Annotated in this window: 18 protein-coding genes and 1 riboswitch; of the genes, 8 read left to right on the forward strand and 10 right to left on the reverse strand. The window is 47.2% G+C overall.

The features are described 5' to 3' along the window. Positions 1-90: 90 nt before the first annotated feature. From C0560_RS13540 to C0560_RS13550, 3 genes are all read right to left on the reverse strand, one after another. The gene (locus C0560_RS13540) at positions 91-738 is read right to left on the reverse strand and encodes a hypothetical protein (protein WP_248858733.1); all 648 of its coding nucleotides are present in this window, start codon (positions 736-738) and stop codon (positions 91-93) included. 122 nt (positions 739-860) lie between these two features. After that, positions 861-1,487, reverse strand: coding sequence for a hypothetical protein (locus tag C0560_RS13545; RefSeq protein ID WP_248858735.1), 627 nt, complete (start codon positions 1,485-1,487; stop codon positions 861-863). A gap of 9 nt (positions 1,488-1,496) precedes the next feature. Then, positions 1,497-1,856, reverse strand: a complete 360-nt coding sequence (locus C0560_RS13550; protein ID WP_248858736.1) for a hypothetical protein — start codon at positions 1,854-1,856, stop codon at positions 1,497-1,499. Positions 1,857-2,699: 843 nt separating this feature from the next. Here C0560_RS13550 and C0560_RS13555 point away from each other — a divergent pair. Continuing rightward, on the forward strand, positions 2,700-3,275 hold the full coding sequence (locus C0560_RS13555) for a recombinase family protein (protein ID WP_248860288.1): 576 nt from the start codon (positions 2,700-2,702) through the stop codon (positions 3,273-3,275). A 308-nt stretch (positions 3,276-3,583) separates the two neighbouring features. Here the strand turns inward: C0560_RS13555 and C0560_RS13560 are convergent, their stop codons facing one another. From C0560_RS13560 to C0560_RS13570, 3 genes are all read right to left on the reverse strand, one after another. After that, positions 3,584-6,163 (reverse strand): DEAD/DEAH box helicase, encoded by a 2,580-nt coding sequence (locus tag C0560_RS13560; RefSeq protein ID WP_248858738.1) that lies wholly within the window; start codon positions 6,161-6,163, stop codon positions 3,584-3,586. Positions 6,164-6,168: 5 nt separating this feature from the next. Then, positions 6,169-7,062: a DUF1837 domain-containing protein gene (locus tag C0560_RS13565; RefSeq protein ID WP_248858740.1), complete on the reverse strand. Its 894-nt coding sequence runs from the start codon at positions 7,060-7,062 to the stop codon at positions 6,169-6,171. Positions 7,063-7,295: 233 nt separating this feature from the next. Next, the gene (locus tag C0560_RS13570; RefSeq protein ID WP_248858741.1) at positions 7,296-8,597 is read right to left on the reverse strand and encodes a tyrosine-type recombinase/integrase; all 1,302 of its coding nucleotides are present in this window, start codon (positions 8,595-8,597) and stop codon (positions 7,296-7,298) included. A 67-nt stretch (positions 8,598-8,664) separates the two neighbouring features. Beyond that, positions 8,665-8,760: riboswitch (TPP riboswitch) on the reverse strand. Between the two features lie 471 nt (positions 8,761-9,231). On the opposite strand from C0560_RS13570, the gene C0560_RS13575 reads away from it, so the two are divergent. From C0560_RS13575 to C0560_RS13600, 6 genes are all read left to right on the forward strand, one after another. After that, the gene (locus C0560_RS13575; RefSeq protein ID WP_248858742.1) at positions 9,232-10,176 is read left to right on the forward strand and encodes a YadA-like family protein; all 945 of its coding nucleotides are present in this window, start codon (positions 9,232-9,234) and stop codon (positions 10,174-10,176) included. A 201-nt stretch (positions 10,177-10,377) separates the two neighbouring features. Next, entirely contained in the window at positions 10,378-10,839 is a 462-nt protein-coding gene (locus C0560_RS13580) for a hypothetical protein (RefSeq protein WP_100779562.1), read from the forward strand. 263 nt (positions 10,840-11,102) lie between these two features. Then, positions 11,103-12,479: a diaminobutyrate--2-oxoglutarate transaminase gene (locus tag C0560_RS13585; RefSeq protein ID WP_123427324.1), complete on the forward strand. Its 1,377-nt coding sequence runs from the start codon at positions 11,103-11,105 to the stop codon at positions 12,477-12,479. Between the two features lie 16 nt (positions 12,480-12,495). Then, positions 12,496-13,962 carry an aspartate aminotransferase family protein gene (locus tag C0560_RS13590; RefSeq protein WP_100779560.1) on the forward strand — a complete coding sequence of 489 codons (1,467 nt, stop codon included), beginning with the start codon at positions 12,496-12,498 and terminating at the stop codon, positions 13,960-13,962. Between the two features lie 305 nt (positions 13,963-14,267). Beyond that, complete coding sequence (locus C0560_RS13595) at positions 14,268-14,600, forward strand: RcnB family protein (RefSeq protein ID WP_100779559.1); 333 nt, start codon at positions 14,268-14,270, stop codon at positions 14,598-14,600. Continuing rightward, positions 14,542-15,030, forward strand: a complete 489-nt coding sequence (locus C0560_RS13600; RefSeq protein ID WP_248858743.1) for a GNAT family N-acetyltransferase — start codon at positions 14,542-14,544, stop codon at positions 15,028-15,030. The genes C0560_RS13595 and C0560_RS13600 overlap by 59 nt, the downstream gene beginning before the upstream one ends. A gap of 90 nt (positions 15,031-15,120) precedes the next feature. Here C0560_RS13600 and apbC read toward each other — a convergent pair whose 3' ends face one another. Continuing rightward, complete coding sequence (gene apbC / locus C0560_RS13605; RefSeq protein ID WP_248858744.1) at positions 15,121-16,230, reverse strand: iron-sulfur cluster carrier protein ApbC; 1,110 nt, start codon at positions 16,228-16,230, stop codon at positions 15,121-15,123. Positions 16,231-16,366: 136 nt separating this feature from the next. Between apbC and metG the strand changes: the two genes are divergently transcribed. Further along, positions 16,367-18,400, forward strand: coding sequence for a methionine--tRNA ligase (gene metG, locus C0560_RS13610; protein WP_248858745.1), 2,034 nt, complete (start codon positions 16,367-16,369; stop codon positions 18,398-18,400). An 85-nt stretch (positions 18,401-18,485) separates the two neighbouring features. Here the strand turns inward: metG and C0560_RS13615 are convergent, their stop codons facing one another. The 3 genes from C0560_RS13615 to C0560_RS13625 are packed head-to-tail and all read right to left on the reverse strand — an operon-like array spanning position 18,486 to position 21,410. After that, a complete protein-coding gene (locus tag C0560_RS13615) occupies positions 18,486-18,962 on the reverse strand; it encodes a DUF1456 family protein (RefSeq protein WP_100779555.1) in 477 nt (158 codons plus the stop codon). 46 nt (positions 18,963-19,008) lie between these two features. Next, positions 19,009-19,728: a two-component system response regulator BtsR gene (btsR, locus tag C0560_RS13620; protein WP_100779554.1), complete on the reverse strand. Its 720-nt coding sequence runs from the start codon at positions 19,726-19,728 to the stop codon at positions 19,009-19,011. Then, positions 19,722-21,410 (reverse strand): sensor histidine kinase, encoded by a 1,689-nt coding sequence (locus tag C0560_RS13625; protein ID WP_100779553.1) that lies wholly within the window; start codon positions 21,408-21,410, stop codon positions 19,722-19,724. Before C0560_RS13625 ends, btsR begins: the two co-directional genes overlap by 7 nt. Between the last annotated feature and the right edge of the window lie 37 nt (positions 21,411-21,447).

The raw sequence follows: 21,447 nt of genomic DNA on the forward strand, positions 1-21,447 counted from the left end.
CTTTATTTTTTTGTACTGAATATCCAACTTTAAATAGGATAGTATAGACAAAGCAACTACCACTATTGATAGTATCCTGATGGTGGTAGTTTATTTTTTTATGTCGAAATATTCTTCGTATTCTATTTCATTAGAAAGAAAAACTTTTATGGCTGCCTCATATTGTTTAATGGGATCATTTATTTGTCGAATATCATACTCCAAATGAGCACTATCGGTATTATCAAACTCATACATTACAAGTGATAAATTTACTTGACATATAAGTATTTCAAAGTCGAGGCATGAAGGTAAGTAATATATCTCATCATACTCACTTTTTAATACCCAATGTAATCTTTTTAACTCAAACAGCATTCTTTCTTTTTTAGATATTAATTGACAGAATTTATCTGTAATTAATTTAATTTCATTAATGTCAGCTTGAGCAGTAGAGGAAGCAGTAAACATAGTGACATGTGTATCAAAGTTATCCAATATGGTTTGCATTTCATAAAGTGTATAAGTTAGATCTTTAGCTATAGAATGAGCAATCTCATACTTTTTTTGCTTGAACCATTTCTTCGCCTGTAAAGCAGCATAAACCGCAGCACCTGCCATTGTTGCGTTTGACAATGCACTGATCCAATCAGTAACCATCTTCCCCCCATCATTAAACACCGCTTTAAGTAGGGTCAAAGTACCAACAATGCATAAGGCACTTACCGAACCAATTAGAATTTTATTAGTTTTATTCACTTGTTATCCATCATTTCTGTAATTAAAATCTAATAGTACTTGACGGTACACTACCAATCCCCTGTTCAGTACCGTCCGTCCATTCGGGGTTTGTTACCTGGTACTGAACAGGGGAATCATTATCATTCTGGAAATCCGAATATGTCACTAATATCTGTTTTAAATGATTGAGCATCTGTTGATATGTTATTTTTGAGTTCTAATAGATTATTTTGAGACTCAGCTAATTTATCCAAATCCCTAAGTTTTTCACAAGTGAGTACTTTTAGTGAAAGACTACAAAAATCTTTTAATCTAATAATTGCATTATCCACATCTGGTGATGCATTTATATTCCATCGTTTACAAGATTGTAGCTTAGAGCGAAGAACTATTATTGTGTAAACAACTGTTCTAACTTCATTCCAAAGACTATCAAAATTGGGATCGTTTCGACGAATACTGGCTACATCAAAATATAATCGTTGAATTTTTTGTTCAATATCATCGTATTCTAACATTAAAGAGATAACATGATTAAATCCAGTTTCATTTCTTTTTTGTTTGAACCAGTTTGGTGCTTTCCTCAAAACAATGACAGCTACGGCAAAAGTACCAGCCGTTGCTACAGCACTTAATCCAGCCCACCAATCAGCAATCTTGCCCAAATCTACCTTACTACCTTGTACCAGCACCATCACGCCGATAAGCAACAGCATTCCTACAATACTGAGTAGTAGGATGTTAATAATCTTTAGTAAACGATCCATAAGTTACCCTTAAAACTCTTCTACTGTATCCCTGACAATGTCAATTAAATCGAATTCTATGTAATTAGGGTAAACATCAAAATTCATGGATGTTTCATGTTCACCCTCAACATCCATATCTTTGCAGAGGTTATAGATATAATAATCTAAGGTATACTGAACACAGTATGTATTATCCAAAATGTGTTCAACTTCGTTGATGATAATATAATCGGATGCTGTTGCACGTGGATCTATAAAACTTAGATCAATTTTCAGAATACTAATTAAAGATTTGTCTTTGATGATGTTACTTAAAATATCAAATAACAGTTCAGCACTTTCACTGTTATGTTCGGTGGTATTAGTAGAGAGGGGGTAATATTGCATGATTGTACAGCCTCACATGTTAGTTATCCCATCATCCTACAACATCTATCAAATACCTGATATCTATATCAGAATGGAAGCCCACTCTGATCACAGAACCAATCATCTTGATGAACCTGTTTCATATGCCGTTCTGCATTAAGGTACGTCAGGCCATCCAATATGCTCGATAGCGGTTCAGGATAGAGCAGGACAAAACAATCCCGTTGAATGACTCCCAACCAGTACTGCCGGTACTGATTCTGAAAGAACGCCCGATCACCTATCTTGTACCCTTCTAATGAACTCCCCAGTAACAAACAGTACCCCATTGCCCCAGATGCACGAATCGTTGAATACCACAGGTGATTGCAGGATTGAACCTCAAAAAATAGCGTAAGTACAGAGCGTTATAATGCAACACCACTACCTACCTCGGAAGTTCGTTGGTGATCTATCGTAGGCGGCCTCATGAAGGCCGCTTTTTCGTCTTCGCTAAAAGTACTGGCCTTCAGATCATAAAATAATCAAAGCCCAAGCTACTCATTTTGTGACAAAAAAGGTAAAGGGATCGTTTACTGAGATAAAAGTACAGTCTGTTTTTTTCCGCCTGATTTAAAATGTCGTTCACATGATCAGGTTCAACCCTGCCAACAAAATTCCGTGTACTCAGATCTCAGTGTCGAACTTTCCACTAACCCTATATTGCCTAAAACAGAACGATCAAGAATCTCTTTTGGGTACTCCCCAACGATACTCCGTTTTCCTCTCCTAACTTGTATCATTTAGACATTGATTGTATTTAAATGATACAGTATCATTCAGTTAGTTTAAATGATATTTGCGGCGAGTGAGGGCAAGGAAATGATTTTCGGATATGCGAGAATTTCAAGTAAGGACCAAAACCTTCAGCGTCAGCTAACAGTACTGGAACCTGTTTGCGATAAAATCGTTACAGAGAAAGAATCAGGCAAGTCCACCAGCGAAAGACCTGAATTGTTGAATCTACTTTCACACCTCCGCGAAGGTGACACTCTCGTCGCCCACAGCATCGACCGCTTGGCACGCAATACTCGCGATTTGCTGGAAATAATTGATAACCTGGTTGCTCGTGGGATCACTGTTCAGTTCATTGCTAACTCAATGAGCTTTGATAACTCCCCACAATCACGCCTGATCCTAACCATGATGGGAGCCGTTGCGGAATTTGAACGAGGAATGATCGCATCACGCCGCAACGAAGGGATTACTCTTGCCAAAGAAGCAGGGAAGTACAAAGGCAAGCAAAAGAACCAAGAACTACATAACAAGATTATCGATATGTTACAGGCCGGGAAGAATACACCAGACGAGATCGCAAAGTTATGTGATTGCGGCAGGGCTACAGTTTTTCGTGTGAAGAAGGAAATGCTTGCCAGTATTTGCGGCATTGAACGCTGATATAGTAGGAGGAGATAAAGTCAAAGGGCTTGCAGTTTAGTACTGTTCGAATCCTCTCGATATCCATAATGAGCCTGTAATTAATTCTATGCAACTGCCTACATTGTATTGATTTGTGCGTTGCGATTAATTCTAAAGTGTAGCAATGAACAATCAAGGCAGTTCGCAACACTTAATCAAGCTTTAGAAGCAGATTCGATATGCAGTGATTTAGCATACTAAATCGCTACTGAAAAATTTTAATGCTCCTTTTGATTTGACCATAAAAGTGCGAATCAGAGTGAATAAAAGACTCTGATTCGGCAGTTTTATAATAACGATTGGATTTCTAAATAATGTAGTCCATCTTTTTTGAATGAACGCTTGATCAGTTCTTTATCCATTATGATGAGTTTATTCATTTCATTATTAAGTTTAAGGTATTTTGAAAAATTCTTCTTGAGAAAAACAGCACTATCCCTTGAAAAGCCCATCATTTGTAGATGCCATACTATTGGCTCATTAGAGCCAAACTCAATGAACTGAGACCAGTTTGCCCCTGGATTTCCTTGTAACACATAATTCAGAAGCTGACAGTAATGTGAAATATAATTTTGTAACTGGTAACCTACACGCAACTCAATATCTTTTATAGTTTCATTAACTAATGCAGTTAAATGAGCTGGGTTTTCGCTGTCAAAAAGAACAGGTGTATTTTTAATATATATACTTTTGTTCTTTCTATAAGCAATTGTCCCCGAGATAATTTCCTGTAGACTATTTCCGCGAATCCATTGAAACAGTAATACTGCATAGTATGGAATTGAATTTAAATAAAGACGTTCTCTACCTGTTGCAAACTTTTCAACTTGGTAAATATCGAATATCAAATTCAATTTTTCTTTAATTTCTTCGTATGTAGGTTGCCATGATAATTTCAGATCCTTAACTGTAAGGCTTTTTATTTTTTTAAAAGCATGATACTGCGAATCAATCGCAATATGACTATTTGCCAAAAGGATATTCATTGGCATGGTAATATTTTCAGTGCTTTTTTCTGCACTTAACAAAATTTCTGATTTTCCACTACTTTGGAAATAACTAATGAGAGGAAGTTCTTTAGAATCCCTCATAGTGTCTATTCTTATCATATCTCCTAAAGTTCTAAGGAACTCAGCATTTTTAATATCCCCTGTTTTACCAGTCGTAATTATCTGGTGTAAATCGTTCAATCTTTTTTCGTCTTCAATATAAAAACTTGGTTTTAATGAAATATTATTTTTATCAGACAGAAGGATATTATCAACAGCTTTTTTATTCCAAAACTTATTATCATCTCTAATACAAAAAATATCTCCTGACAATTCCATAGATAATCGCCCAGCTCTCCCAGCCAGATTCCAAAAGTCAACCGACTCTAAGGGACTGGGGCCTTTTTTATGTGTAAGAATAAATACGGATCTTGCAGGTAAATTGACCCCCTCAAGTAGGGTTGATGTACAGAATAGATAGTCAATATTTCCTATTTTGAAATGATGCTCAATTAAATCTCGAATCGATTGAGGCAAGTTTCCAAAGTGGAAAGCAACACCATAGTTGATGGCTTCTGCAAGTTCATAGTTATCATGAACAAATTTTCTTATCTCAGATGATATTTCTAAATTCAAAGGCTTTGTTTTTTTCTTATTAATTTTGAGATAATTGATAAAGCTACGTGTTCTCTCAAGAGTGCTTTCTATCCCCCCACAATAAATAATTTTACTTTTACCATTATTTAATTTATAGATAACATCATTTGTGCTCGTGTAAGTATTAGAGATCTCATCTATTTTTTCAAGCGTCCTTTCCTCGGTGTTAACATAGCTAAAGCTGCTATTTAAGAGATCAATAAAATACATATTCTGAGTAGTTGCACCTTCTGTATTTCTATATACCAAAGCGTCTTTTCTATCAAACAAAATGTTAAATATTTCAGGATTAGATAAATTAGGTGAAGAGAAGAATAATCTTGCCTCAGGATTTTTACTAATGGTTTGCTCTATAGCTGAATAAGTAACAAGACTTCTCGAATCATTTTTTGTTGTTAACTTTTGAGCTTCATCTACAAAAACATAATCAATCATTAGTCCAGGAATAGTGCTTATGAGACTAACCAGCCTTTCTGGGGTGAGAATAAAAATATAGCCTTTATTTTTACTTTCATCACCATTAATCATATAGGATGTCGTAACAACCTTATAAGGGCTTTCATTCTTATACAATGCAATATCAATTTTTAACTTTAGTGCATTTTGGCTTATTAAAGCCCGTGTGGGAACAATTAAAGCTATATTTTTAAGCTCTTTTTTAAGAGTTATTTCTTTAATGTATGCATTAATAACAAATGACTTTCCCATCGAAGTGGGACCAGCAAAACTAATTGTTTTACTACTTTTTAAAAGTTTGTATAACTCATGTTGTTTATCAGTGAAATATACTCCATCTTCATCTGTTTTCTGAATTGATTTTTTAATAATAGAATCAACTTCTCTATCTAAGGGTAATTTCACCCCTTTTGATATGAGTTTTTCTGCTGCATAAACCCCAAGCCGATTAATTACAGCAGTACCTATAAATTTAAAATAAGGATCATGTGTTTTTAATAAGGCTATTCTACTTATAATTTCAAATGCACATGATCTATGATTTTCTTTTGAAGAATGTGAAAATATATCTGCAAAACGCAAAGCGTGTGCTATTTTATTGTTATCACTCTTGGAGAGACTAACATCTGAATCGCAGTTAAATAAACTGTAATCGTATAAACCAATTATAAACTTATTGATTTCTTTAAAATAAGCACTTTCAAAAGCATCATCTGCAAGACGAGCTGCCAAATGAATATTTTTACTTAAATTTAATTCATTCATAGTGTTCACTTAATTGTTAGCATTTCATGAATTAATTTTTTTCGTGTAACATCAATATCGGTAAAAGGAACTATATATATGTGGAATTCGTGACCATATAATTTATGATTAATAATTTTCCTTCGTATCGTACTGACCACGCGAGTAGCATGTTGTTTCACGGACTCATTAACCCACTCTCTAAACTCTTTGTTTTTCAACGATAACTGTGAGCTATCTATTTTCAATTCAAAACCAAGAAATATACCAAAAGATAAATCAAGATCTGGCCCATCATCGCCAGAAGGAAGAAGAATTGATTTTATTTTCTCATAACCTTCTTCTGAAACCATTTCATTTATAACGTGTGTATCTATCAGCCCTCTTTCAAATGCCATTCCATTACTTTTAAAATCTAAAATAGAATCAAACGCTTCTCGAGCACCTTCTAAAAGATCAGCATAGAGCTTTGATTCTCCAAATATTAATTGATAACCATCATCTAATTCTAACAGATGTACACCATCAGAACCCTTAATGTAATCATTAGAATCTGTTTTCAATTGCATTTTGGAAAGTAATTTCGGAGCATTTAGTCCTGCTTCAAGAAAAGCGTATAAAAGCAGTTCACCTAACTCACCTTCGTTTGACGTATAATTGCGAAATTTTTGTATTGCTTCGAAAAAAGGTTTAGGGCTATACGAAGGATAATTTTCCTTAAACTCCTCAAGCCTCCTATTCGAATGTACATAAGTAATTATTATGTCACGTAATTCTTCAACTAACTTACAGTATATAAATTCATTGCTTTCGATATTAAGTACATGAATATTTAAAGTTGATTGCTGTGGGCAATCGTCAATTTGCAAAGTCTTAAATAAAGTTAGAAATCGTTTATGAACTCGTATTGGTAGTAACATATCCACAATACCTTTTTGTTATCATGGATAAAATTTACCATATCAAATTTTTCATGTCGATTTCTTATACATAGTATAAGCACTGTATTAATATACAGTCAAGAAAGGTTTTTATGGCTTTTTTGATTAAAAAAGGCACATATCAGCTATTGTTAGCTCAAGATCTTTGTAATCTTCAATTTCATCCAAAACTAAGGATCATTAAGTAGCTTTTCCTACCATTCTTAGTAGTTTCAGACCCAACAAATCCCATCAATTACGTAACAAATTGACGATAGAGGAAAGGTATGCAAATAGCGTTTTGTGATCCCTCCGCTTTTTTCATGGCCTACCGTTTGTTGCAGATGCACGATGTTCTTAACCCACCCAGCCATCGCAGCGGAGCAAACAGAATGACGAATGCTGTGCAAAAGCCTTCGCTGTCCAAAGTCGTCTAAGTAAGGGATGCCAAGCTGATCACGCACATCAGCAAATTCTTTACCGATCTTCGTCATGTTCGTACCTGACACTTCTGAAAAAATCCGCTCTTTCCACTGGCGATCAACGTATTCCATGAAACCCCATTCGATCAGCTTGGTGTGGATTACTACTTGCCGGGTGGCATTTTCTGTTTTCCCCTGCCCTCCTTCTGCAATCAGGAAGTAATATCGCTGGCTGTCCTCATCAAATTTAATCTGTGATTTTTCCAGTTTTGCGATTTCGCCTCTCCTGGCTCCGGTGTATGCCAACAACAATGTAATCCACTTCTGCCAGCCATCTGGCTGCTTGAGTGCCCAATCTACGATCTTCTTCATCTCCGCCGAACTGTACGCACCGAACCTGGCTTTTGATGGTGCCGCCACTACGCCATCAGTTGGCGACTTAGGTAAAATACCTTTGCTATCGGTGAGAAAAGTTTTGAACAAGGATTTGTAGAGCTTCAGATGCTTATGGATAGCCTCGACGCCCACAAGCTCATCAGGTGGCACGTCATCACAATCTATCAACTGCCGAACCTTCATCGAGCGATACGGTTGAACAATACGTTTAGGTAAATTCTCAACAACTTCCATCACCTGTCTAATGTCCTGTTTGGTGATCGCAGTTACGTCCGTATTTCCCCCCAACACTACAAGCAATACTTCAATGTAACGTTCATTCGCCATTGAGATCGATTTAGTCCAATTCCCCCCCTTTTCGGCTTTGTACATAGCCCAAGCATCAGAGAGAGTTAATGCGTTTTCCGGCTCAACTTGTGCCGATGGCTCCCCAATTTTAGGGGATACAGCAAGCGGCAGACTGGATAACAGCGGAAGTGTCACAGTCCTACGTTCTGACACGATCAGGTTTAAGATAAACGCATCAAACATCGCAGTCGGAGTTGCTAATGATTTAACAAATGGGATGTGCGGGGTGATGTTAATCATCAAAGCTGAGGCTTGGTGATAGCTATCAGTAAGGAGTGATTTTTTATACATCCTGCCATTTGAAAGCCGGATTTGTAGATAGTAATTACCGTTTCGTTGAAACGTGTATGGCAGAGTTTTGTACCTCATGATCACTCTCTTTTTGTACCTTAGGTGCATTACACACGGACAAAAAGAAATGTAACCACATGAATACTAACTGGAATCTTGGCTCCCTACGCTGGCATTATCCAGATCAGGTGGTACGGGTATTTCTCAGCCTTCACAAGGAAGGGCACCCCGAGTCAACTTACTGAGCAGTTCAGTAATTTTAGCAGGGTAGAGCAAGCCATCGCCTCAGGCAAGCCTTCGCGAGCCGATTTCTGTCGCGCGTCAGGGAAAAAATATTAAAAAAATAGCCTCAACATTCATTTACTGTGTATACATTTAATCTCTTTGATTATTCAGATTTAATGTTTTTAACTCTCCGCTTCTCTTCGCACTACCACCTCGCAAACCAGGGTAACAATACAAATAAAAACAACGCTTTATGCAAAATTAATGTTTACTTTCAGCAACTTAGATATATGCACTGCACGTGATCTGCGTCAAAGTTCATACGCGTCAGTTAGACGATAGTTCAGCCCGGTTAATAAGATTGTGACCATCGAAGAAATACACCCTCTGGAGCAGACTTACTCGACTCGATTTTTCGCGTCGGTTTTTAGCTGCGTTATATCTAAGAATTTTTGCATTTATTGTTGAGATTGAGACCGTGAAATTAATGCTTACTCGTAAAACCCCTGTCGCTGTATTTGCGTTGACGCTTTTCTGCGCCGGAAGCGTATTTGCTGCACCAATAGATTATTCTCAAGCGTGGGGTGATACCGTTGAAGCCGATCACCAGGCGGCTATCGGTCTTATCAACGATCATCAGAACCAGATCACCCAAAATAAAGTCGATAGCGAACAGGCTATTCAGGGACTGAATACGCGTATCAGTAGCGTAGATGACGATCTGAATAGCACTAAAGATGCAGTACTGGTGGTCAACTATGATTTACAGCAGACGCGAACAGATTTAAACACGCAAATTGATAATACGAATAATGCGGTCACTCAGCAGAAAATCGACATCGATAATGCACTGCAACAGACCAACACGAACATCACTAACCAGATTACGACGGTAACAAATACCACCACGCAGCAAACGACCCGCATTGAAAAAGATCTTCAGCAGACTAAGCAGGATGTGAATCAGCAGATTTCGACGGTGAAGAACACCAGCACGCAGCAGTCGGCCAGCCTGAATAAAGATCTTCAGCAGACTAAACAGGATGTGAATCAGCAGATTAACCATCTGCAGAGTGCCGCTGCCCAGCAGTCGGCGAGCGTCGAGAAAGACCTGCAAGACGCTAAACAGTCGTTTGCTCAACAGCAGTCCGCCAGCAATAGTCAGTTCAAAAACCTGAAAGATGAAGTGGACGATAACAAGAAAGAGTCCCGCAGCGGGGCGGCATCTGCCATCGCTATTGCATCGATGCCTCAGGTACAGGTGGGCCAGCAGGTGATGTTTTCCGCAGGCGTCGGGACATTCAAAAATGAGCAGGCGCTGAGCGTGGGCGCATCATTCCATGCAGGCGACGCAACGGTGATTAAAGCGGGTGTCAGTGATTCCACCAACAACGATTTCGCGATGGGCGCGGGTATCGGAATTGGCTTCTGATAAATCTGCTCTCGTTATTAAAGAGTGATTTTGTACCTGTTGATGATAGCCATCATGATAAAAATAATAATATTTTCTGCTGTGCTTTATATTTTATTAATACTGACCGGATTTTGGCTCGGGACGATGTACAGAGATTATTTCTCCTGTCGCGATCTCATCTCATCTTTAAATTGTATCCAATGTGTTAGAGGTTATTAAATGAAGAAATTAATGATGGTCGCCATTGCTGTCTCTGCGCTTTCGGCCTGTTCCTCTCCGGCTGAGCGTATGGCGAAGTGTGAAGCGCAAGGCGTCAGCCGCGATACCTGTTATTTAGCGGAGCAAAACCGCACCACGACGATGAACGCCGTGGCCGAAAAACAGGCGCTTGAGAATGCCGCCAACGCCGTGCAGCACGGTCAGAGCGCCAAAGTGCATGACCCGCTGCGTGAAGCTTCGTTCACGGCAAACGGGATCAAAGCCAGCGTCAGCAACGGCTTTTTCACCGCCAAAATCAACGGTAAGCAGGCGACGATAAAGCGTTTTAATGCGAATAGTTATGAGATTAAAGGGGCGGGTTACGTACTCTCCATCACCCTTGATGAAGACGGTATTACCGATGCGTCATGGAATAAAACCCATGGCCGCGATCATGGCTTATTGCAGTTCACGCAGAAGTAATGTTAAGGCGGCTAACGTGCCGCCTTTTTTGTATTGCGCGGGGTGAGGGCTTTTCGCGTCGAAGCGGCAGATTTTTGTTATCAAAAACATCGGGTTATTGAACGCTCTTCAACCCCCCTCTTTTGTAACAAAACAGTAAACAAATTAACCATTGAGCCACGCGCCAAAAGGCTCTATATTGGCCGCGTTTTTTACTCGCCCTATCCTTTACTAACTATTTATTCAATCGAGGCGCATAAGGCTGCCCCGGTTGTGGGAGTGATATGATGACGGATAAAGTCCGTATTGACACCGCAGATGCCCGCAAAAGCAACGAAACCTATCTGGCCCGTCAGGCCGAGTTTGAATCGAACGTCAGGAGTTATCCTCGCAAACTGCCTTTAGCGATCGCTAAAGCAGATGGCGTGTGGATTACCGATGCAGATAATAAAGAATACCTTGACTGTCTTGCCGGCGCTGGCACCCTCGCGCTTGGCCATAACCATCCTGATGTGCTGAAAAGCATCCAAAATGTCATTACCAGCGGCTTGCCGTTACATACTCTCGATCTGACAACACCGTTGAAAGACGAGTTCTCTGAGTATCTGCTCTCCCTGCTGCCAGGCCAGGGCAAAGAATATTGTCTGCAGTTCACCGGCCCATCCGGTGCCGATGCGGTAGAAGCCGCGCTGAAACTGGCGAAAAAAGTCACCGGTCGCAGCAGCATTATCAGCTTCTCCGGCGGCTATCACGGGATGACCCACGGCGCGCTCTCCGTGACAGGTAACCTGTCTCCGAAAGAAGCGGTCGATAACATGATGCCAGAAGTGCAGTTCATGCCTTACCCGCACCAGTACCGCTGCCCGCTGGGTATCGGCGGTGACGCGGGCGTGAAAGCGCTGACCTACTACTTTGATAACCTGATCAACGACGTCGAAAGCGGCGTGCGTAAACCTGCGGCCGTGATTCTGGAAGCGGTTCAGGGCGAAGGCGGCGTGAACCCGGCTCCGGCTGAGTGGCTGCAGCGCATTCGTAAAGTGACTCAGGAGCACGGCATTCTGCTGATCCTCGACGAAGTTCAGGCTGGTTTCTGCCGTACCGGCAAGCAGTTTGCCTTCGAACACGCGGGTATCGAGCCAGACATCATCGTGATGTCTAAAGCTGTCGGCGGCGGTCTGCCACTGGCCGTTCTCGGCATCAAAAAGCAGTTCGATGCCTGGGCACCAGGTCATCACACCGGCACCTTCCGTGGCAACCAGCTGGCGATGGCAACCGGACTGACAACGCTGAAAATTCTGAAAGATCAGAATATCGCCGACAAAGTGGCTGCTCAGGGCGAATGGCTGAAAGGCCAGCTGGTTGAGCTGCAGCAGCGTTATCCGGTGATCGGCCACGTGCGCGGCCTGGGCCTGATGATCGGCATCGAGATCGTGAAACCGAACGAAGCGGCAGATCACATGGGCTGTTTCCCAGGCGACGGTGACCTCTCTGCCCTGATCCAGAAGAAATGCTTCGAAGCAGGCCTGATTCTGGAGCGCGGTGGTCGTAACGGCGTGGTTCTGCGTCTGCTGCCATCCCTGCTGATTAGCGATCAGGAACTGAACGTCTTCCTGGATAAATTCGAGCAGGCGCTGCTTGCTGCGGGCGTTCGCCCGGTCTAACGGAGTTAGGAAAAAGATGTCTGAGTCAAACCCAATTCTGTCGTCGTCGGCGCAAAGCATCGAGGCCTATCAGCAGGCCATCGAGCAAAGCTCTCAGGCGGTGATGCAGTGGCTGCAGCAGTCTGAGATGTATCAGGGGAAAACCGTCGCCGAGCTGCGCGAGAATATCTCCCTGAACTTCGGTCAGAAAGGCCTCGGTAACGAAGCGGCGATTGCCCGCGCGGTCGAGTACTTCCTGAAAGACAGCCTGTCGGTTCACCACCCGCAGTGTGTGGCACACCTGCACTGCCCGAGCCTGGTTGTGAGCCAGGCGGCGGAAGTGCTGATCAACGCCACCAACCAGAGCATGGACTCCTGGGATCAAAGCCCGTCAGCAACCATCATTGAGATGAAGCTGATCGACTGGCTGCGTACTCGCGTGGGTTATCAGGCCGGGGATGCGGGCGTGTTCACCAGCGGTGGCACCCAGAGCAATCTGATGGGCCTGATGCTGGCACGTGACGCGTTCTTCGCGCGTCAGGGCCACTCCATCCAGCAGGACGGTCTGATCGGTGATCTGCGTAAGATCCGCGTACTCTGTTCTGAAAACGCGCACTTCTCCGTGCAGAAGAACATGGCGCTGCTCGGTCTGGGCTATCAGTCGGTCATTCAGGTGAAAACCGACGAGTGCTCACGCATGGATCTGAGCGATCTGGCGGCGAAAATTGCCCAGTGCAATGCCAACGGTGAGCAGATTCTGGCGATCGTCGCCACCGCCGGGACCACCGACGCGGGTGCGATCGATCCGCTGCGCGCTATCGCAGAGATGGCCGCAGAGCAGCAGATTTGGGTGCACGTGGATGCAGCCTGGGGCGGCGCACTGCTGATGTCCGATAAGTATCGCGACTACCTGGACGGTATCGAACTGGTGGATTCCATCACCCTGGACTTCCACAAGCAGTTCTTCCAGACCATCAGCTGCGGTGCATTCCTGCTGAAAGAAGCGCGCCATTACGAGCTGATGCGCTACCAGGCGGCCTACCTGAACTCTGAGTTTGACGAAGAAGCGGGCGTGCCGAATCTGGTCTCCAAGTCACTGCAGACTACGCGCCGTTTCGACGCGCTGAAGCTGTGGATGAGCCTGGAAGCGCTGGGTCAGGAGCAATACGCGGCCATTATCGATCACGGTGTGACGCTGGCGCAGGACGTTGCCGCGTACGTGAAAGATCAGGCGGTGCTGGAGCTGGTAATGCAGCCTCAGCTGGCGAGCGTGCTGTTCCGCTTCCGCCCTGAGCAGGCGCTGAACGACGCAGCTATCGCGCTGCTGAACCAGAAAATTGGTGACGCCCTGCTCGACTCCGGCCGTGCAAACGTCGGCGTGACCGAGCACAACGGCGTGACTTGCCTGAAACTGACGCTGCTGAACCCAACGGTGACGCTGGACGACGTGAAAGTCCTGCTGTCGCTGGTGGAACGCACTGCGTACGAGATTCTTGCGAAGTAAGTCCTTGCTCCCCGCACCCTCTGGTGCGGGGACAATTTTGTTATCCCTCTTTTTTCTTTCCCATTGTGATTTTCCCCGACCAGCTAAGCCATAAATTCGCAGGCCTCTAATTCGTTATTTTCTCTGAATATTGAGATGTGAAACGTCATTCAGCGACGTGGTTAAGAATTCGTGGGCAAAGCTGTTCAGATTTGTTACATTTTTTTTCAAACAAGTGGGACTGTGCCCCCTAAAATGGGCTGCTTGCCACGCTGTGACGCCACAGCGGGCTGAAGTATCAGCAAAACGGTTTAACTGGAGAAAAAATGGCTAAGAGTAAATTGCTGCTTCTGGGTGTGTTGATGTCACTGGCGGGTGCCGTATACGCCGCGCCGCAGCCTGCCGCTGCCCCTTCTGGTATCCAGGCATACGAAGAACAAGAGTTCATTGCCGATTTCACCAAATTCAAAATTGGCGACACCGCACCAGCTCAGTATCAAACGCCTGAATACACCATTAAACAGTACCAGCTGCGTAACCTCCCTGCGCCTGACGCGGGTACACACTGGACTTACATGGGTGAGAACTACGTTCTGATTGGTGACGCCGACGGTAAAATCCGTAAAGCCTACAACGGAGATATCTTCTATCACCGCTGATCCCCTCATCGTCCGGGCCTGGCAGGAAAGCGATCGCCCTTTCCTGCGCACCCTCTACTTACACGCCCGGCGTGAAGCCTGGCCGTGGCTGGACAGCAGCGACTGGCAGCTAGAAGATTTCGACGCGGCAACGCGTGACGAGCAAATCTGGGTGGCGATGCAAAACGGCCATCGCGTCGGGTTTGCGTCGGTCTGGAGCAACGATAATTTTCTGCACAATCTATTTGTTGACCCGCAGTATCAGCGCGCGGGCGCTGGCAGCCTGTTGCTCAAACGTGTGCAGGAGACGTTCACCAGCACCGGTTCGCTGAAGTGTCTGGTCAGAAATGAACGCGCGGTGGCATTTTACCAGCGACACGGCTGGCATATTGAGGCGACGGGAGATTCTCCGGATGGAGAGTATTACCTGATGCATTACGTTTTGCGGTAATTGCCCGCAGGCGCTGCGCTTGCGCAGACCCACGGAACAGCCTGTTGCAGGCCGGGTAAGCGAGTGCCCCCGGCCCATTACGGCTAATGCTTAGACTGCGCGGAACGCGATCTCGCTTGGAATCACTTCACCCTGCCAGTACAGCTGCGCGGCCACGCGCCCTGCCAGCTGGCGGTACATTCCCGCAAATTCACTCTCCGGACGGCCCACCACGGTCGGCTTACCACGGTCGAGATCTTCACGCAGGGTGATATGCAGCGGCATCTGCCCCAGCAGCTGAGTGTGATACTGCGCCGCCAGTTTCTCTGCGCCACCGGTGCCAAAAATCGGCTCGTGGTGACCGCAGTTGCTGCAAATATGCACGCTCATGTTCTCGACCACGCCGAGCACCGGCACCTCCACTTTCTCAAACATCACGATGCCTTTTTTGGCGTCGATCAGCGCGATATCCTGCGGCGTAGTGACCACAACCGCTCCCGTCACCGGGATATTTTGCGCCAGCGTCAGCTGGATATCGCCCGTGCCTGGCGGCATATCCAGCACCAGGTAATCGAGATCCGGCCACATGGTCTCCTGCAGCATCTGCAGCAGCGCCTTGCTGGCCATCGGGCCACGCCAGACCATCGCGTTATCGTCCGTCACCAGATAGCCAATGGAGTTAGTCGCCAGGCCGTAGGCCATGATTGGCGCCATGTGGGTGCCGTCCGGGGAGGTTGGACGTTGGTTTTCCGCACCCAGCATATTGGGAATCGACGGGCCGTAGATATCGGCATCCAGAATACCGACTTTGGCCCCTTCTGCGGCCAGCGCCAGCGCAAGGTTCACGGCGGTGGAGGATTTCCCCACCCCACCCTTGCCGGAGCTGATGGCAATAATATTCTTCACGCCGTTAATGCCCGGCTGATTTTTCACGCGTTTGAGCGTGGCGATGGTGTGCGTCAGCTTCCAGTCAATCGCCTTCGCCCCGGTAATACGCAGCAGATCGGAACTGCACTGCTCTTTCAGGGTTTCGAAGGCGCTGGTCCAGACAAACGGCATCTGCAGTTCTACGTGCAGCGTGTCATCCAGCCATGCCACGTGGTGCAGCGCTTTTAGCGTGGTCAGATTGTGCTTCAGGGTTGAATGCTGAAAATTAGCCAGCGTCCCGGCAACCATTGCTCGTAAGGCTTCCGGTGATTTGGCCTGGGATTGAGAACTCATCCCGACTCCTTTGTTCTTGTGAATAAGACCTTAGTTGAACAAGTTTACCTGAAAGGCCGTGGTTTGTGCTTACTTAATAATGGCCCTTTTGTTACTATCAAAAACCCTTTTTACTGTTAAAGAAGTAATGCCCACTATGACTCAAGTCGCGAAAAAAATTCTGGTAACGTGCGCTCTGCCGTACGCAAACGGTTCAATCCACCTCGGCCACATGCTGGAGCATATCCAGGCTGATGTCTGGGTCCGTTACCAGCGAATGCGCGGCCACCAGGTAAACTTCATCTGCGCGGACGATGCTCACGGCACGCCAATTATGCTGAAAGCACAGCAGCTGGGGATCTCCCCGGAGCAGATGATTACCGAAATGAGTCAGGAGCATCAGACTGATTTTGCTGGCTTTGACATCAGCTATGATAACTATCACTCAACGCACAGCGACGAGAACCGCGAGCTGTCGGAGCTTATCTACACCCGCCTGAAAGAGAACGGTTTTATCAAAAACCGCACCATCTCTCAGCTGTATGATCCGGAAAAAGGCATGTTCCTGCCGGACCGTTTCGTGAAAGGCACCTGTCCGAAGTGTAAATCCCCGGATCAGTATGGCGATAACTGCGAAGTGTGCGGCGCGACCTACAGCCCGACCGAGCTTATTGAGCCGAAATCCGTGGTGTCCGGCGCGACGCCTGTCATGCGCGACTCTGAACACTTCTTCTTCGATCTGCCGTCCTTCAGCGAAATGCTGCAGGCGTGGACCCGCAGCGGCGCGCTGCAGGAGCAGGTGGCGAATAAAATGCAGGAGTGGTTCGAATCCGGTCTGCAGCAGTGGGATATCTCCCGCGATGCGCCGTACTTCGGTTTCGAAATCCCGAACGCGCCGGGCAAATATTTCTACGTCTGGCTGGATGCGCCAATCGGCTACATGGGTTCCTTCAAGAACCTGTGCGACAAGCGCGGCGACACCCAGAGCTTCGAAGAGTACTGGAAAAAAGATTCCGACGCAGAGCTGTACCACTTCATCGGCAAAGACATCGTCTATTTCCACAGCCTGTTCTGGCCTGCGATGCTGGAAGGCAGCGGTTTCCGTAAGCCAACCAACCTGTTCGTGCACGGCTACGTGACGGTGAACGGCGCGAAGATGTCCAAATCACGCGGCACCTTCATTAAAGCCAGCACCTGGCTGAACCACTTCGACGCGGACAGCCTGCGCTACTACTACACCGCGAAGCTCTCATCCCGCATCGACGATATCGACCTGAATCTGGAAGATTTCGTGCAGCGCGTGAACGCAGACATCGTGAATAAAGTGGTCAACCTGGCGTCCCGTAACGCGGGCTTTATCGCCAAGCGTTTCGACGGCGTAATGGCGGCAGAACTGGCCGATCCAGAACTGTATAAAACCTTTACCGACGCGGCCACCACTATCGGCGACGCGTGGGAAGCGCGCGAGTTCGGTAAAGCAGTGCGCGAAATCATGGCTCTGGCCGATCTGGCAAACCGCTATGTGGACGAGCAGGCACCGTGGGTTGTCGCGAAGCAGGAAGGCCGCGATGCGGATCTGCAGGCGATCTGCTCCATGGGCATCAACCTGTTCCGCGTGCTGATGACCTACCTGAAGCCGGTTCTGCCGCAGCTGACGGAACGTGCAGAAGCCTTCCTGAACACCGAGCTGACCTGGGATGCTATCCAGCAGCCGCTGCTCAGCCATAAAGTGAACACCTTCAAAGCGCTGTATAACCGCATTGAGATGAAACAGGTTGAAGCGCTGGTTGAAGCGTCGAAAGAAGAGGTGAAAGCCGCCGCTGCGCCAGTCACTGGCCCGCTGGCAGACGATCCGATTCAGGAAACCATCACTTTTGATGATTTCGCCAAAGTTGATATGCGCGTTGCGCTGATTGAAAACGCGGAATTCGTCGAAGGCTCTGACAAACTGCTGCGCCTGACGCTGGATCTGGGCGGTGAGAAACGTAACGTCTTCTCTGGCATTCGCTCTGCGTATCCGGACCCGCAGGTGCTGATCGGTCGCCTGACGGTGATGGTCGCTAACCTTGCGCCGCGCAAAATGCGTTTCGGTATCTCGGAAGGGATGGTGATGGCCGCCGGTCCTGGCGGGAAGGATATCTTCCTGTTAAGCCCGGACGATGGGGCGAAACCGGGTCAGCAGGTGAAATAAACAAAAAAGCCGGAGCGTTCTCCGGCTTTTTTATGCCTTGTTTACCGGCTCCCGGCCTACAAAGCGTAGCGTAGGGCCAGCAAACTTAGGCTGACGGCTTCGCGCTATGCACACGGTGAGTCAGCCCGCGCAGGAAGTAGCGCATAAACTGATCGCCGCACTCGCGGTAGTTCTTATGATCCGGCGCGCGCATCATGGCGGTGATTTCCGGCATCGACACGCGGAATTTTTGCTCGGTCATGATCGCCAGCACATCGTCAGATTTGAGGGAAAACGCGATACGCAGTTTTTTCAGTACGATGTTGTTATTCACGCGACGCTCAGGCGACAGCACCGGGGCAGACTCATCCTTGCCGCGTTTATCGTAAATCAGGCCATTCAAAAACGAAGAGAGAATGATATCCGGGCAGCGAACAAAGCCCTCTTCGTCCTCTTTGGTGATCCAGCTGGCGATATTCGCCGGCGTGGTCTCGACCTCGGCCAGCGCCAGAATACGAACCAAATCGTTATTGTTGGATTTCAGGATGTAGCGCACGCTACGAAGAATATCGTTACTTAACATAGAGCCTTCAGCTGTCGGTGATGCGATGGGGCGCAGTGTACCAGTTTTACAGTCCAATCGCCTCTTTCAGGCTCTTCAGATAGCGCCGACTCACCGGCACCGTCTGTCCGGCGCGCAGTACCAGCTCCGCCTGGCCGTTCTCTTCCAGACGAATTTCTTTCAGATGCGCCATATTCACCAGATACTGGCGATGACAGCGGATCAGCGGCGTACGGCTCTCCAGCGTGCGCAGCGTCAGCTCCGTAAAGCCCTCCTTGCCTTCAGCGCTGGTGACGAACACCCCGCTCATGCGGCTGCTGACAAACGCCACGTCGTCCATCTGCAACAGGTAGATGCGGCTATGGCCGGTACAGGGGATAAATTTTAGCGCCTGCTGGTTTTCCGGCAGAAGCGAAACGTCCTGCACGCTGCGCTCCTGGCGCAGGCGATTGAGGGTTTTCTCCAGCCGCTTCTCTTCGATGGGTTTCAGCAGATAATCGAACGCATGCTCTTCAAACGCTTTCACCGCATATTCATCAAACGCCGTCAGAAAAACGATGTAAGGACGATGCTCCGGGTCGAGCATACCGACCATCTCCAGGCCGCTAATGCGCGGCATCTGGATATCGAGAAACAGCACGTCAGGGCGCAATTTATGCACCGCACCAATGGCTTCGATGGCGTTGGCGCACTCGCCCACCACCTCAATGTCGCTCTGTTCCTGCAACAGAACCCGCAGGTTTTCCCGCGCTAACGGCTCATCATCGACAATCAGCACTCTTAGCATGCGTTTTCCTCCAGGGGCAATCGTAAGGTAATACGGGTAAAACTGTCCGGCTCGCAGTCGACGGTGATACCGCAGTCATCGCCGAAATGCGCGCGCAGACGTTTGTCGACCAGGCTCATCCCCAGCCCGCCCGACTCGGCGCCAGGCTGATAAAGCCCGGCGTTATCTTCAATGTCCAGCACCAGATGGTGATTAAAACGGCTGGCAGAAATATGGATTTCGCCGGTGCCCAGCAGCTGCGAGGTGCCGTGTTTAATGGCATTTTCCACAATCGGCTGCAGGGTGAACGCCGGAAGATGCTGATGGGCCAGTTCGTCCGGCACGAACAGTGATACCTGCAGTCTCGACTGGAATCGCGCCTTTTCGATTTGCAGATAGGCATTCACATGTTCGATCTCATCGGCGAGGGTCACAATCTCTGAAGGGCGCTTCAGGTTTTTGCGGAAAAAGGTCGACAGAAACTGCACCAGCTGCGTCGCCTGATCGCTGTCGTGGCGGATCACCGCCTTGAGCGTGTTCAGCGCATTAAACAGAAAATGCGGATTCACCTGAGCGTGCAGGAGTTTGATTTCCGACTGTGTCAGCAGCGCCTTTTGCCGCTCGTACTGCCCCGCCAGGATTTGCGCTGACAGCAGCTGGGCGATCCCCTCCCCCAGCGTGCGGTTGATGGAGCTGAACAACCGGTTTTTGGCTTCGTAGAGTTTAATCGTCCCCATCACCCGCTGATTCTCACCGCGCAGCGGGATCACCAGCGTCGAGCCGAGTTTGCACTGCGGGTGCAGCGAGCAGCGGTACGGCACTTCATTCCCGTCGGCATACACCACTTCGCCCGTTTCTATGGCGCGCAGCGTATACGTCGAAGAGATCGGTTTGCCGGGCAGATGGTGATCGTCACCGGTGCCGGTAAACGCCAGCAGCCGTTCGCGATCGGTGATCGCCACCGCGCCGATATCCAGCTCCTGATAGAGCACCTGAGCCACTTTCATGCTGTTCTCTTCGTTAAAGCCCTGGCGCAGAATGCCTTCCGTCGAGGCGGCGACCTTAAGCGCCGTGGCCGAGAATGCCGAGGTGTATTTTTCAAACATCGCGCGCTTGTCTAACAGGATACGCATAAACAGCGCCGCGCCGACGGTATTAGTGACCATCATCGGCGCGGCGATGCTGCTCACCAGATGCAGGGCATCTTCAAAGGGACGCGCAATCAGCAGAATAATCAGCATTTGCGCCAGCTCTGCCACCAGAGTTATTGCCCCGGCAGTGAGTGGGCTAAAGACTTTATCCGGGCGACCACGCTTGATCATGTAGCTGTGAACCAGGCCACCGAGCAGCCCTTCGACAATCGTCGAGATCATGCAGCTCAGGGCCGTCATGCCGCCCATGGAGTAACGATGCAATCCGCCCGTTAACCCGACTAAACCGCCGACCACCGGGCCACCCAGCAGCCCGCCCATCACCGCACCGATGGCGCGCGTATTGGCGATCGAGTCTTCAATGTGCAGGCCAAAATAGGTGCCGAGAATGCAGAAAATCGAGAAGGTGACGTAGCAGAGAAGTTTGTGCGGCAGGCGTACCGTCACCTGCATCAGCGGAATGAACAGCCGCGTTTTGCTCATCAGCCACGCGATGACCAGAAAAACGCACATCTGCTGAAGCAGCAGCAACACCAGATTAAATTCGTACATGACCGCAAACCGCACTTTCTAAAAACGCGTAACATAC

The organism is Lelliottia sp. AC1, from assembly GCF_023278595.1.
In the GTDB taxonomy this organism is placed as follows: Bacteria; Pseudomonadota; Gammaproteobacteria; order Enterobacterales; family Enterobacteriaceae; genus Enterobacter; species Enterobacter nimipressuralis.